Source organism: Janthinobacterium aquaticum (genome assembly GCF_009208565.1).
GTDB lineage: Bacteria > Pseudomonadota > Gammaproteobacteria > Burkholderiales > Burkholderiaceae_D > Janthinobacterium.
Window position 1 is genome coordinate 198910 of record NZ_WFLK01000008.1, and the last position, 14819, is coordinate 213728.

The following is a 14819-nucleotide window of genomic DNA, read 5'->3' on the forward strand; positions in this document are numbered from 1 at the left end:
CTGGCACCACGTTACCCGCATCCGTCATTTGTTGGCGGGTTAAAAAACGCTACTTCAACAGCCGCTGCATCACCACATTGAAAAACCGTGGCGTATCGGACGCCAGGCAAACCCGTGCATTGGGCTTGCCTGCCGTCTCGCGCGTATAGCCGTCATCGGTCACGCTGATATGCATCGGCACGACCGGGCAGGTGGCAGCATCGATCAGGTACGTCACCGGCACCACGTCAAACAGCGACGGCATATTGCTCGACCATGGCTGATAGCTGTCGATCCACTGGTGGTACAGCAAGGTCACGGCGTCGGTCATCGGCGAGCCGTGGCCGAAGATGGCGTTGCGTTCGACTTCGTCCAGACGGATCTGGGTCGAGTCGAGCGGCATCATCACAATCGGCACGCCGGAAGCGAATAGCGCCTGCGCACCCTTGATGTCGGAGGCGATGTTGTATTCCTTGTCGGCCGGGCGCGAGGGTACATATTGCGACTTGCGGTAGCCGGCGCGCACCGAGCCGCCCATCATCACCACCTGTTTCAGCTGGCCAAAGGCAGTGCGGTTGCGCTCGATGGCGGCGCCCACATTGGTCAGCGGGCCGAGCGCCAGCAGGGTGATCTGGCCGGGCTGGCGCGCCGCTTCGCGCAGCAGGAAGTCGACCGCGTCCTGCGGTGCCTGCAAGGGCGCCGCGCCGCGCTGCGCATAGCGGGCCTGGGTAAATGGCGTGGGGTTGGCAGTGGTGATGCCTTGCGCCACAGGAATGCCGGCATGGCCCGTCTCGCGCAGAAAACGCTCAAGCAGGCGGCCGCGCAAGGCCGTATCGCCCCAGGCGGTGGTAATGCCGACGATCTCGATCTCGGGACTTTGCAGCAGCAGGGCCAGGGCAAAGGCGTCGTCGATATCGTCGCCGATATCCATGTCGACGATGACTTTTTGTGGTGCTGCCGCAACGGCGGCAGCCGGTGCGATCAAGGCGCCGACAAGGGCGCAGGACGAAACAAGCGCGTGGCGCAGCAGGGGGAAAGAGCGGGACATGGCAAACCTGGTGAAAGTGGAAGCGCGTCGATTTTAACAGGCGCCGCCAGCGTGGTGTTCTGGCCGGGAATGGCCCATAATCAGCGTCAGCACAACCGCCGAAACGAGCCGCCAGGTATGGATGATTTACAAGCCAACGATGTCGCACTGGTGCAATCGATTGCCTCCGTTCCCACCATTATGCGCGTGATTGCCGACAGCACCGGTCTGCGCTTTGTCTGCGTGGCGCGCGTGACCGAGCACTCGTGGACCGCCTGCGCCGTGCTCGACAGCTTGGGCTACGAGCTGTCGCCTGGCTCCGAGCTGATCCTGTCGAGCACGCTGTGCGACGCCGTGCGCACGCGCCAGACGCCGATCGTGATCGACAGCGTGGCCAATAGCGACCTGTACCGTGATCATCCGACACCGAAACAATACCGTTTCGACAGTTATTTCTCGATTCCCCTGTACTGGCAGGACGGCCAGTTTTTCGGCACCCTGTGCGGCCTCGATCCCTTGCCCAAGGATTTGTCGACCGACAAGGTACGCGACTCGCTGCGCCTGTATGCCGAGCTCATTTCGCTGCAGCTGGAAACAGGCAAGCGCATGATCGCCACCGAAGGCGCGCTGATGGCCGAGCGCGAGGCGGCCGAATGGCGCGAACAATTCATTGCCGTGCTGGGCCACGACCTGCGCACGCCGCTGTCGTCGATTATCAATGGCGCCGAGCTGATCAAGCTGATGGCGCCGGCCACCAAGGTGAGCAACGTCGCCGAGCGCATCGGCCGCAGCGGCTACCGCATCGCCAATCTGGTCGACGACCTGATGGATTTTGCGCGCGGGCGCCTGGGTGGCGGCATACCGCTGGCGCTGATCAGCACCAGCGAACTGGGCATGCAATTGCAGCATGCGATTGCCGAGCTGGAAAGCGCCCATCCGGGTCGCCTGATACACAGCCGCATCGAACTGCCTTGCGAGCTGGTGTGCGATCCAGGCCGCCTGACCCAGCTGCTGTCAAACCTGCTGCTCAACGCCCTGACGCATGGCGACCCAAGCCAGCCCATCGTGGTCACCGCGCTGTGTGACAACAGCCAGCTGCAACTGGCCGTCAGCAACCAGGGCCAGCCCATCGCCCCGGCCACCATCGAGCGCCTGTTCCACCCATTCTGGCGCGGCAGCGACGCCGTACCCGGCGCTGGCGGCCTGGGACTGGGCCTCTACATCGCCTCGCAAATCGCCCGCTCACACAATGGCGAGCTTGCCGTGGTGTCGGATGAGGCGGGTACGGTGTTCAGTTTTCGTATGGCGGTGCCGGCATCAGTCTGATAGCTGTTTGCTGGCCGCTTGCTCCAGCGCAAGCATTACCTGTTCACCTCGTGGCATTGTTGTCTGATTGACTTTGCATGGGGGTAGCATGGCTGCCGACAATGACGCGCTGTCTGAGCTGGAAAGTGAGGGTGTCCACCGGCCCTTGCGCCTGCGCCTGGGCGCAACCCCGCAACTGCCACCGGGGGCCTTGCTGCCGCAACGGATTTTTTGCACCGAATCGCTGTGTGGCGGTTTTGAGTGTCGCGTGCTGTGCGTGTCGGCCCATGCCGGCTTGCCGCTCGACAGCCTGCTTGCGTTGCCGGCCGCAGTTGAGATCGTGACCGATACCGGCCGGCTGCGCAGCCTGTGCGGCATCGTCACGCAGGCCAGCGCCGGCGACGGCGATGGTGCCTTGTCGAGCTACCAGCTGGTGCTGCACGATGTGTTTGCCATTATGGAAAAGCGCCGCAATACGCGCGTGTTTCGTTGCTTGTCAGATTTGGCTATCGTGCAGCTGCTGCTCGATGAATGGATTAACAGCAATAGCGTGCTGGCGCAGGCATTTCAATATGTCTATGCCGATTTTTTTGATGCGCACAGTGCTCCGCAGCGCGAGTTCGTGATGCAGCACAACGAATCGGATGCCGCCTTTGTGCGCAGGCTGCTCAGGCGCAGCGGCGTCGCCTGGTTTTTCCGCGCAGGCGACAGTGCCGAACCATCGCATACGCTGGTCTTGTTCAACCACGCCGATGGCTTGCGACAGAGCACGGCGGGCAGCGTGCGCTATCACGCCGAACGCGCTACCGAGGAACGCGATAGCCTCAGTACCTGGCACGAAATACGCACGCTGCAGGCGGGGAAAGTAACCCGCCACAGCTGGAACGACGAGCGCGCGCTGGCGCGTCAGTTCATGACGGCCGAGCTCGCTTCTCCAGGCGGACAGGGCATGCATGGCAATGTGCTGGCCGCCAGTCTCGATGACTATAGCGTGTCGCCGCCGCGCGCCGCATCGGATCATGAAGCGCTGTGCCGCATTGGCGCGTTGGCCTTGCAGCAGCACGATTATGCGCGCCATTGTTTTCATGCCGAAGGCTGTGTGCGCGACCTGTGCGTTGGTGAGTACTTTACGCTGGAGCAGCATCCGGAGATCGATGCGCTACCGAACGGGCAGCGCGACTTTGTGCTTATCTCACAGCAATTGGCTGTCCAGAATAATCTGTCGAAGCAGCTGGCTGCGCGCGTGGCGCGGCTGTTTGCGCGCAATCGCTGGCTGACCGAGAGCGACGCCCTGCTGCAGCGGGAGACAGCTGAACAAGTCGAGCATGGGCCGCTGCGTGTGCGCATGAGCATGCAGGTGGTACGGCGTGGCGTGGCCATAGTACCCGCGTATGACAGCTGCACCGATCTGCCGCCAGTGGCCATGCAAAGTGCGATTGTGGTGGGGCCGCCCGGCGAGGAGGTGTATTGCGACGCCACGGGCCGTGTCAAGGTGCGCTTCCCTGCGACCCGCCCGGCCGATCATGCACACGCCGGCGGCGCCGGGGCCAGGGATAGCGATGCCGATTCGGCCTGGGTGCGCGTAGCCTCGAGCTGGGCCGGCAATGGGCCAGGCAGCGCGCGGCAATGCGGCTTCCTGGGCTTGCCGCGGGTCGGCACGGAAGTGCTGCTCGACTTTCTGGGCGGCGACCCGGATCGGCCCATCATCGTCGGACAGCTGTATAACCACGGCGCCGCGCCGATCGCTCTGTGCCGTGCCGGCGCGTTGCCCGGCAACCGCTATCTGTCGGGCATCCGGAGCCGCGAGATCAGGGGCGCGCGCGCCAATCAGTTGCGCTTTGACGATACGCAGGGCCAGATCAGCGCCCAACTGGCCAGCGAGCATGGCGTGTCCCAACTGAACCTGGGCTGGCTGGCGCAGGACCGGCGCGACGGACAGGCGGCGCCGCGTGGCGAAGGCGCGGAATTGCGTACCGACCAGCAGCTTGCCTTGCGCGCGGGTAAGGGCATGCTGCTCTCGGCCTGGGAACGCTTGCATGCCGCTGACGGCCAGATGGCGCGCAGCGAGTATCTGGCGCTGATGGAAAATTGTCTGGAATTGTTTCGTTCGCTCGGCAGTTATGCCGCCAACCACGCGGCCCTGGCCAGCGAACCGGAGGCGCAGCAGCAACTGCAGCAAGCGTTGAAAAGCTGGGAAGGCGCCAGCAATACCCAACCGCGCGCCGAACCAGGCGGTGCCCCGGTGATCACCGTCACGGCGCCGGACGGCATCAGCTTTGCCAGTTCGAAAGCCGTGATTACCTATGCCGCCAGCAATGTCGATACGGTGGCCCAGCAGCACCTGCAATGGACGGCAGGGCAGCGCTGCAGCATCACTGCCGGCAAGGGAATTTCTTTGTTTTCACATGCCGACGGCATGCGCGCGATTGCCCATCACGGCGTGCTGCTTTTGCAGAGCCAGCACGACGATACGCAAGTGAATGCTGGCAAGAATTTGCGGCTGACCGCCAGCGAGGGCAAGCTGACCGGCATGGCCGACGAGATCGTGCTCATTTCCAAGCATGGGGCCTTTATCCGGATAGCCGACGGCATTACGTTCGGCAGTAACTCGCCGCTCAAATTCAATGCGCCCAGCTTTCTTTTCAATGATGCGCAAAGCATGGAAGCTACGTTGCCGGATTTTGGAGAAGGCAAGGCCGACCAGCAATTTATCTTCCAGTATGAGGGTGCCGATATGGTTGATGGCGTACAGCAGGAGCCGCAACTGGCGCCACAAAGCGCGTTTGACCTGAAGCTTGGCGACGGCACATCCAATCAGGGCCAAAGCGATGGTGAAGGCAAGAGCGAGGTGCTCGAGCGCGACGCCATGCAGAGCGTTGCTATCGAAGTATTGAGTCACCGGGACTGAACCAGCTGACATTCCTGCCGAGAGGAGCTATGCCATGAGCTTGTATCCGAAAGTGCCATATGCTCGGGGCAAGGACATGTCTTTGCTGTACTGCGAACGCAAGGCATGCAAGAAAATCAAAATACGCCGCAACCTGCCCGGCAACATAATCGTCATTCATGGCGTCAACGATGTGGGCGTCAGTTACCAGGCTGTGGAGGAAGGCTTGTGCGCCGGACTCGAGTCGCGATTGGGACGCGGCTTTGCGCCGGCCACCTATCGCATGCCCACGCAGGCCGACCATGACAAGCTTCTGGACGATCCGGACGCCGTATTTTTCAAACGCATATTGACCGACCAGACCAATAGCCCGGTGATTCCGTTTTATTGGGGCTATCGGGAAGTGAGCAAGCAAACGGAAACGGTCAACGGCCAGTTTGTCGACCGCTACGGCAACCGCTTGGATAAGGACTTGTCGAAGGAGGGCGGCCCATTTGGTAACGCCACCAGCAATCTACCCGATATGTGGCGTCCCGGCCTGTCTGCCAGGATCGACCCCATGGGCGACCCGTTGAGGCCGTTGCGCACGGCGCCCGGACGCATGTATTTCGTGCTGGCCGCCCAGCGCCTGGCCGCCCTGATTGCCATGATCCGCGATTATGACGCCCAGGATACGGTCAGCATCGTTGCGCATAGCCAGGGTTGCCTGCTGTCGCTACTGGCGCAGGCCATGCTGATGGAGAAAGGGCTGGCGCCTGCCGATAATCTGATCCTGACCCATCCACCCTATAGCCTGGTGGACAATATTCCGCGCATGATGCGCATAGCAGGCTGGTTCGATGGTGGCGAGGAGGCCGCGATGAAACCGTACTATCACCTGCTCGATGGCGTGCAGACCATGGGCGCGCGTCTGCAAACACTGGTCAATATCGCGGCCGGTGTCGCCAAAGGTAGCGGCAAGGCCGCCGCGCCGACATTTGCTTCGCTGGGCGATGACGAACATCGCGGTATGGTGGGCCCCGCCTGGAAAGCCGAAGCTGACCGCGATAATCGTGGCAAGGTGTATCTGTATTTCTGTCCGGAAGACATGACCGTTGCACTCGACAATATGCAGGGTATCGGCTGGGATGGTGTGCCCGATTACGCCGTTGGCAGCGAGCTGAAAGAGGAAAGCCAGCAATATGATTTCGGCGCAATGGGGTATGCCAATGAAACCACGCAAGTCGTCGAGCGCGAGGTCACGCGCAAGGCGCTGGAAGAATTGGGAAAGGGCTTTTTCCAGCGCGTCTTCAGCAACAAGGTTCGGCGCGATCCCGCCACCGGCAAGACCGGTCTGTCGCTGGTCGGCAAGGCGCCACCCCATGATTTTGCACTGCGAATTGGCGCGGAAACGGAGCGCGAGCATGTCGATGCTTCGTTGCGCGAATATCGCGCCCAGCACAAGAGCGTCGCCTGGCCGATCAATGCGCGCCTGAGCAAGGAAGAGCAGCGCGACGGCGTGCGCACCATCACCGGCGAAGCCTTGAAAAAGCCGGTACCGGCCGATTTGCGCGGAGCCGGCCATATCGATGTCGCTGACATTCCAGCCAGCTCCACCATGGCCAGGCGACCAGGGAAGGATGCTGGCCCGGTATCGCCGGTCGATCCGATCGAAGCAACCATTCCGATTGCCAGTAATCGGGGCTTTCAGACACGCAGCGAGTACCGGCCAGATCCGGATGGTCGTGAAAAATTCCCGGAAAATGATGAAGAAATCCTCGCTGGGAAATTGGACTTGATGACGGTTAGTTACAACAAAGAAATGAATCTGGACAGCAAATCCGCGCTCGACCAGCGCAAGGTGATCTCGGCAACACGTTTTACCAACGCCAAAGTGCTGGCGCAAATCCAGGAAAGTCCAAACGAAGCGCGGCTGCGCTGGCAAAAAGAAGTCAGTCCCAAGTCCTATCACAGCTCTATTATTGGCAGCGTCAAAAATCATAGCCAGGTCACTGCTTACGACGTGGCGATAGGCAGTGGCAAGGCTTCCTCTGATCCTGCGTTCTATGCGTATTTGTGCGCGGTAGCGGATTGGCGTATTCAAGACAAGAAAAGCACAGACAAGCAGCGTGAGGGCATACGCAAGAGAAGCGACTTTCTGAGCAATTTCTCATCATATTTGTCCGTGGAGCGGGCTTGGCGTAAGGCTGTAATAGACGGCACTATCGAGTATTACAACTCGGGGATTTTGCCGTCAGAGCTGCCTTTGTTGAGTGGTCCATTATGGAAAATTGTAATTTCAGAAACCAGGAAAATGAAGAGGGTCAAGGAGAAAGCCGGAAAAAAATAATCAGTGTCAGTTTTTAAATGTGGTTCATTCCAAGGGGATAATGATGATCATGCTCCGCTGGTTGGGAATCGTACTGGTGATTGTCGTGCTACTTGCAGTAGTTCTGTATCTGGGTTTCGTACCGAAAAGCCAAGCATACGAGCGGGCGACCGAAGCTGCCGTTAGTCCAAAGCAAGCTGCCGCCACTCCGCAGGATATTCAGCAGCGACGGGAATATGTGCTTGAAGTACTGGGTCTGGGCGTAACACTTGATAAGTATCGCCAGGCCTGGCTATGGGATGCTTTGCAAAAGGGCAGCGCTTACACCAGCATCCGTGAGCAGGATCCAAAGAAGTATCCGTGGTCAGGCGAAGATAAAGATGGCAGGGGAGGTACCAGAGCATATGACGCGCTGGAAAACGGCATCAACTCGACGCCTTTATTTTGGGGCCTGCCTTCGTTTTATGCTGGCGCCGCAATTCTCGATCCTGATGGTCAGCCAAGGCTGAACGAACCGATTGCTGGCCTGGTCGCAGGTGCAGTGACATCAGGTATGGGATGGCATTTGTTCTCTGTCGCGCCGTGGAGGCTGGATGAACACCCTGATGATTTACTCAATGCGGTATTTGATTTCTTCGATGCGCATCCCGATGTACCCTATGTTGCCTTGCATGCGGAAGACAGCCCTGGCAGCCGGGATAGCCGCCGTTTGCCGGGGGCCAAAAAGAAGCTGATCAATGGTTATTACATACCAGATATGCCAGACGCCACTGCTGTTTTCATTCTGGCGCGGCGGGAACGGGTTGAACCGCTAAGGCCTTATGTGTGGGAAGATCCGCAACATCAATTTGGGCAGAAGCAGTTTCGTGCGATGTATTTCGACCTCATGCAGTCGTTGCCGTCGCCCGAGAAAGAAAAGCGGCCAGATGCGTTCAGCGAGCGCCAGCCCACCGTCCCCGAATGGCTATCCGCCGCTGCCGCCTTTGCCCAGCGCCCCGATGTGCGTGGCACAGGCTTGCATATGCTCGACGGTGCCAACCCTTGGCAACATCGGCCGCCGCGCGACTGGAAACCGACGCCCTGGTTTCCCATCCCGTGGAGTATTGAGCAGATGGCAACCTTTGACCGCTTGCCTTCGTTTGGCTTTGTTCACCGGCCGGTGTTTGTCAAGTTTGCCGACGAGCATGGCAAGCCGGTCGAACGGCGCGACCAGCGCCAGAAAATACTCAATGCCGGCTGGCAGCAGGCGTTGCAGACACTGCCAGAAGCCGAGCGCAACAAAGGGCCGTCGCGCATCATTGCCGCTACCGGAAAACAGCGCGAACAGCTGCTGTTACTCGATGGCCTGCTGCACGACTATGCTGCGCAAGGCGGGCCCGAGATCGATACCGGCAAGAGCGCGCAATTTATTGATACTGATTTACGGCTGGGCAATACCGGCGCGGCCACCTTCTTTATGCAGATGGCGATCGGTGTGATGGGCAGCTATCGCGAAGGCGGCGCCAGTGCCGCCATTAATCTGCGCGACCGCCATGAAGCGAGCATTATTTTCATTACGCCGCCCAGCGAGACGCGGCGCAAGCAGCAGGATGCGGGCGGCGATATTTTCCGCAGCCGTATCACGCCAGCGGTCGATCCGGCCAACTACCAGGCGCCGTCGATGGAAGCGCTGCTGGAAAGCCAGCAAGCACAATAAGGAGACAAACATGCGCAAGGTGATACGGCTGGGTGACGCCACCAGCCATGGCGGCAAGGTGATCGACTGCGCTGCTACCCACTTTACAATCAATGGTATTGCGGTAGCCTGTGTGGGTGATCTGTGCAGTTGTCCCGTCAAAGGACATCAGGGCTGCACCATACGCAGCGGTTCGGCGCGCCATGCAATCAACGGCGTAGCGGTGGCGTTCGAGGGCGACGTCACCAGTTGCGGCGCAAAGCTGATCGCGGGCGCTGACAACTACCGTTCTTCCTGAGGCCGACAGCGGCGCTATAATTGGCTGTCGTTGGCCGACTGGATTGGCGCGGCTAGCATGGTGCAGTCGATATACAAAGGAATTTACAAAGGAATTGCATGCAAGGAAGTACCTCGCGCCTGCTGGCGCTGCTGTTGCTCTGTTCTGCCGCCCACGCGCAGGAAACCGCACGCACGCCGACAGCGCAGGAGCGCCAGTCGTTCCACGACTATCAGGCCACGCAGCCGGCGCCGCCAAAGGGCGCGCGGCTGGTGTTTGACTCGGTGCCGGCTGCCGATGGAGGCAACGGCGCGTTGCAAGCAAGCGTCGAAGCGCCGCCGCATCGCGGGCGGGGTGCGCTGTGCCGTACCGAGCGCATCAATCATGTGCTGCATGGTAATGGCAAGCAGGCGCGCTGGCAGAGCGCGGACACGCAATATTACGCCTGGCTCGACCGTGGCGCCTGCCGCGCCGTCGCCGAACCGGTGCGTATGCTGCAACGGGTGCCGGATGCGGAACTGGAAGGCGTGCTGCTGTATCAGAAATCCTTGCTGGAGCGGGCGCGCCTGCTGATGGCTGGCAATACTGCCTGTGCGCCGGCGCGCGCGTATCCGTTTGTGCTGGCAGCGGTCGACGTGGGCGCCTCGCGCCCCGGCGCCGAAGAGCAGTATGCGCTGGTGTTCAAAAGCGACCGCAACACCTTTCTGCGCATCTGGCTGCGCAAGAGCGGGGCGCAGTATGATGCGTGGAATGTCACTTGCCCGGCGATGCTGTAAGCTGCGCGCCTGTCTGATTAATCTGCTTTTATTACCATTATGAATCACAACTCCACTTCCGCCCGCAGCTGGGGCACCATCGTTACCCATAACGACGATATGGCCATTATCTATCGCTACGTCGATGCCTTCCACGATGAGTGGGACCTGGCCACGCAGCCGGATCGCATCATCATTGCCTGGCGCTATGAAAACCCGACGGGCATGCCGTCGCCGACCGAGCGCGAGCAGATGGAAGAGCTCGAAGCGGCGCTCGAGCCGGTGGTGGAGGAAGAAGGCTTTGCCACGCTGGCGCTGGTGTCGACCGGTGAAAACCTGCGCGAATGGATTTACTACACGCAGTCGGGCGAGGACTTCTTCAACCGCTTGAATAGCGCGCTGGCCGACCGTCCGCGCTTCCCGATAGAAATTCGCAGCGCGCCCGATCCGGCGTGGGCCACCTACGCCGCTTTCATGGCGGCCCTGCCAAAGTAATCAGGCCAGCGCCGCTGTCACGATGCGGGTGGCGGCGGTAATGATGTCCTGGTTGGTGGGCGCGTTTTTCACTTCGCGCGTGTAGTAGATGGCGATGACCAGCGGTGTGCCGTCGGGCGACCAGGCCACGCCGATATCGTTGACGGTGCCATACGCGCCCGAGCCGGTCTTGTCGGCTGCGCTCCAGCCGGCTGGCAGGCCGGCGCGGATGCGCTGGTCTCCCGTGGTATTGCCGCGCATCCAGCTTTCCAGTTGCTGGCGCTGCGACGCTGGCAAGGCCTCACCCAGCAGCAACTGTTGCAGGCTGTGCGTCATTGCTGTCGGACTGGTGGTGTCGCGCACTTCGCCCGGTATCGCGCTGTTGAGTTCTGTTTCCCAGCGTTCCAGCTGAAACACATCGTTGCCGATGCTGCGCGCAAAGGCGGTCACGGCCTGCGGGCCACCCAGCAACTTCATCAGGAAATTGGCTGCGCTGTTGTCGCTGTATTGTACGGTGGCGGCGCACAGTTCGGCCACCGTCATACCGTCGGCCAGGTGTTTTTCGGTGATTGGCGAATAGGTGACCAGCTCGCTTTTTTGATAGCTGATGCGCTGCGCCAGCAGCGTGGCGTCGCCGGCCTGGCGCGCCAGTATGGCCGCCGCCAGCATGGCCTTGAAGGTGCTGCACATCGGAAAGCGTTCGTCGGCGCGGTGCGCCACGGTCGCGCCAGTGCGCGCGTTGACGGCCGATATGCCCAGGCGCCCGCCGGCAGCCTGTTCCAGCGCCGCCAGTTGCTGCTGTGGCGAAGAAGAGGTAGCCGCAAACAGTGCGCCTGGGCACAGCAGGACGGCGCCGCCAGCGAGCACGATGCGGCGGCGGACGGGAGAGTGCAGATAATCGGGCATGGTCAGGTCTGGTTCGATGTGGAAAGGCCGGCCAGCAGTGCGCCGATGGCGTCGATCCGGGCCGGTTTGGTCAGGTGATGGTTGAAACCGGCCGCGCTGGCCTGGTTGCGGTCGTCTTCGCCGCCCCAGCCGGTCAGCGCCACCAGTTCGCAATGCTGGCCGACCGGCGTCTGGCGCAGCGCGCGCGCCACGGCGTAGCCGTCCATGTCGGGCAGGCCGATATCGAGAAACACCACATCGGGCCGGAACTGCGCTGCGTGCTCCAGCGCTTGCGCGCCGTCATGCACCATCTCGGCCTGGTGGCCCATCATGTCGAGGATGGCGCACAGGGTTTCGGCAGCGTCGATATTGTCGTCGACCACCAGCACGCGCAACTGGCCGCTGGCGGCCGGCGCGCTGTCGTCGGCTTGCGGCGCGATTTGTGGCGGCAAGGGCAGCAGCGGCAGGCGGATGGTAAAGGTGCTGCCCTGGCCGGGCCCGTCGCTGGCGGCGCTGGCGCTGCCGCCATGCAGCTCGACCAGGCGCCGCACCAGCGACAGGCCGATGCCCAGGCCGCCTTGCGCGCGGCCCATGTTCTGGCCGACCTGGGTAAACATGTCGAACACACTGCCGAGCGCGCCTTGCGGTATGCCCATGCCGCTGTCGCGCACGGCAATCACCGCTTCGTCGCCATCGCGCCGGGCGATCAAGCTGATCCGGCCGCCGGCAGGCGTGTACTTGGCCGCATTGTTGAGCAGGTTGCCCAGCACCTGGGCCAGCCGGGTGGGATCGGCATCGAGCAGCAGCGGCTGCGAATCCATGTCCAGGTCCAACTGATGGCGGTTGGTTTCAATCAGCGGCGTGTTGGTTTCCACGGCACTGGCAATCACGGTTTTGAGGTCGATGCGCTCGGGCTTGAGATCGATCTGGCCGCGCGTGATGCGTGCCACGTCAAGCAGGTCGTCAACCAGGTGCACCATCTGGTTGACCTGGCGTTCCATCACATCGCGTACGCGCGCCACGGTGTCGGGCTTGTCGGCTGCCATGCGCATGATCTGCAGGCCGTTGCGGATCGGCGCCAGTGGATTGCGCAGTTCGTGCGCCAGCGTGGCCAGGAATTCGGTCTTGCGGCGGTCCATTTCCGACAGGTCGTCGGCCAGCTTGCGCAACTGCAGTTCGCTGCGTTTGCGTTCGGAAATATCGCTGAACAGCACCGCCAGCTTGCGGCTGCCGGGGCCGCCGAGGCGGGTGGCATAGATATCGAACCAGCGCTGCATGGCGTGCGCCTCGTTTTCATAACGGATCGGGCGGCCCGTGCGCAACACTTCATCATAGACATTGAACCAGTGCTGGTCATGTTCGGGCACCATTTCGCGGATGGTGCGGCCGAAGGCGTTTTCCAGGCCGGACTGCTTGACGAAAGCAGGGTTGCCTTCCAGGTAGCGCCAGTCGACCGGATAACCATCTGCGTCATACAGCATTTCAATCACACAATATGCCTGATCCATCAGCTCGATCAGCGTGCCGTAGCGCTCTTCGCTGCTGTGCAGCGCGTCTTCGATCTGTTTCTGGCGTGTAATGTCGAGTATCACGCCCGGCAAGCGTAAAGGCGTGCCGTCCGGGCCATATTCGACGCGGCCGCGCGCCAGCACGTGGCGCGTCTGGCCATCGGCGCCTTCGATCCGGTAGCTTGCTTCAAATGGCTGCCCGACCTCGATGGCCTCGGTGATTTTTGCATTCAGGTGCGGCAGGTCATCGGGATGGATCAGCGACAGATAGCTGGCCAGCGGCGTGGGCGCGGTGGGCTGCGGCTGCAGCGGAAACAGGCGCGCCATATTGCGGTCGGCCGTGACCAGGTCGGACACGATATCCCAGCTCCAGGTGGCGACTTCGCTAGCGGCCAGCGTGAGGCGCAGCGCCTCCTCGTTTTGCTTGCTGGCCGTCAGGTCGAGCGAAATGCCGGACAGGGTAATGACATTGCCTGCGCCGTCGCTGGTGCAGGTGCCGCGCATGTGGACCCAATGCAGCGAGCCGTCCGGCCAGCGCACGCGCAGGTCGATTTCAAAGTCTGCTGCAGCGGCGATGGCGGTGCGCACCGCTTCCTGCCATTGCTGCAAGTCGCCATCGAGCATGGCGCCGGTCAGTTGGGCGTAGTTCAGTTCGGTGTGCGTCAGCAAGCCGAAGTTGGCGCGGCAGGCCTCAGAGCAATGCAGGCTGCCGCTGCCCAGGTCGATTTCCCAGGTGCCCATGCGGCCACCTTGCATGGCCAGGCGCAGCTGCTGCTCGCCCTGGCGTTGGGTGGTGACGTCGGTGTGCGAGCCGAGCCATTCGCGTACGGCGCCGTGCTCGTCAAGCAGTGGCAGCATGCGCACCACCATATTGCGGTATGCGCCGCTGACATGGCGCAGCCGGTATTCCGTTTCAAACACGGTAGTGAGATGCGACGGCATGACGTAGGGCATGCTGCGGTCGTCGGGATGCAGCGCATTGATCCAGCCACGTCCCATCAGCTCGGCTTCGCTCTGGCCGGTAAAGGCACGCCAGCCAGGCTGGTCGGTATCGAATTGCCCGAACACCCGCGTACTCCAGACGATATTGCAATGCGCGCTCAGCAGCCGCCGCGCGCGCGCTTCGTTGTCGTCCGGTGGTGGCGCCTGGCGACGCAGGGTGACCAGCACCGCACCTTCGCTTTCCGGCAGCCGGTGCAAGGCCAGTTGCCAGGGCGTGCTGTCGTGACTGCCAGCCAGGCCCGCTTCGCAGCGCGCCGTGCCGTCCTGGCGGGCCTGTTCCAGCGCTGCATTCACCGCCGCTGCCTGGTGCGTGCTCCAGAGTGCAGCCCAGTTTGCATCCGGCAGCAGCCGCCTGGCCGTGGCGTTGGGATTGTGCATCGTGCCCTCGGCATCGATCACAAACATCGGTTCGACGCCATATTCATAGGCATGGGCGGCGGCGTGCGCGGCGGCAACTGGCGGCATCTGGGTTCGGTGGTCAGTAGCAAGCATAGGATGAATAAACAGGCTGAGCATGATAATGCGCTGCACTGAAACAGGGCGTGGCGGGCAGCGGCAAGTTGGGAGATAGTACTAGTAATTGCCAACTCAGGCCTGCACGAATGGCAACCTCGGCAGATGTTTCAACCCTTGCCTCGCTTGTCAAGAAAAACCAAAAATGCGGCTAAATCGCCGATTTAGCCGCTGTATTGTGGCTGATTAGCCACTAGTGAGTGAATTCTGTTATTGATTGGATA

General features: G+C 61.6%; 10 protein-coding genes. 7 read left to right on the plus strand and 3 right to left on the minus strand.

All coding sequences use genetic code 11. From position 1 onward, the window contains the following. Window positions 1-49 precede the first annotated feature (49 nt). The gene (locus GCM43_RS14660; RefSeq protein ID WP_152245509.1) at window positions 50-1027 is read right to left on the minus strand and encodes a nucleoside hydrolase; all 978 of its coding nucleotides are present in this window, start codon (window positions 1025-1027) and stop codon (window positions 50-52) included. A gap of 117 nt (window positions 1028-1144) precedes the next feature. Between GCM43_RS14660 and GCM43_RS14665 the strand changes: the two genes are divergently transcribed. From GCM43_RS14665 to GCM43_RS14695, 7 genes are all read left to right on the plus strand, one after another. Further along, window positions 1145-2332: a GAF domain-containing sensor histidine kinase gene (locus tag GCM43_RS14665; RefSeq protein ID WP_152245511.1), complete on the plus strand. Its 1188-nt coding sequence runs from the start codon at window positions 1145-1147 to the stop codon at window positions 2330-2332. Window positions 2333-2420: 88 nt separating this feature from the next. After that, on the plus strand, window positions 2421-5219 hold the full coding sequence (locus GCM43_RS14670) for a type VI secretion system Vgr family protein (RefSeq protein WP_152245513.1): 2799 nt from the start codon (window positions 2421-2423) through the stop codon (window positions 5217-5219). 34 nt (window positions 5220-5253) lie between these two features. After that, the gene (locus tag GCM43_RS14675) at window positions 5254-7527 is read left to right on the plus strand and encodes a T6SS effector phospholipase Tle3 domain-containing protein (protein ID WP_152245515.1); all 2274 of its coding nucleotides are present in this window, start codon (window positions 5254-5256) and stop codon (window positions 7525-7527) included. Window positions 7528-7567: 40 nt separating this feature from the next. Continuing rightward, window positions 7568-9202 carry a type VI lipase adapter Tla3 domain-containing protein gene (locus GCM43_RS14680; protein WP_152245517.1) on the plus strand — a complete coding sequence of 545 codons (1635 nt, stop codon included), beginning with the start codon at window positions 7568-7570 and terminating at the stop codon, window positions 9200-9202. 10 nt (window positions 9203-9212) lie between these two features. Beyond that, window positions 9213-9479, plus strand: coding sequence for a PAAR domain-containing protein (locus GCM43_RS14685; RefSeq protein ID WP_152245519.1), 267 nt, complete (start codon window positions 9213-9215; stop codon window positions 9477-9479). Between the two features lie 98 nt (window positions 9480-9577). After that, window positions 9578-10234, plus strand: a complete 657-nt coding sequence (locus GCM43_RS14690; RefSeq protein ID WP_152245521.1) for a hypothetical protein — start codon at window positions 9578-9580, stop codon at window positions 10232-10234. A 39-nt stretch (window positions 10235-10273) separates the two neighbouring features. Then, window positions 10274-10708: a DUF695 domain-containing protein gene (locus tag GCM43_RS14695; RefSeq protein ID WP_152245523.1), complete on the plus strand. Its 435-nt coding sequence runs from the start codon at window positions 10274-10276 to the stop codon at window positions 10706-10708. Here GCM43_RS14695 and bla read toward each other — a convergent pair whose 3' ends face one another. Next, on the minus strand, window positions 10709-11593 hold the full coding sequence (gene bla, locus GCM43_RS14700) for a class A beta-lactamase (protein ID WP_152245525.1): 885 nt from the start codon (window positions 11591-11593) through the stop codon (window positions 10709-10711). Window positions 11594-11595: 2 nt separating this feature from the next. Beyond that, complete coding sequence (locus GCM43_RS14705; protein ID WP_193315625.1) at window positions 11596-14547, minus strand: hybrid sensor histidine kinase/response regulator; 2952 nt, start codon at window positions 14545-14547, stop codon at window positions 11596-11598. Between the last annotated feature and the right edge of the window lie 272 nt (window positions 14548-14819).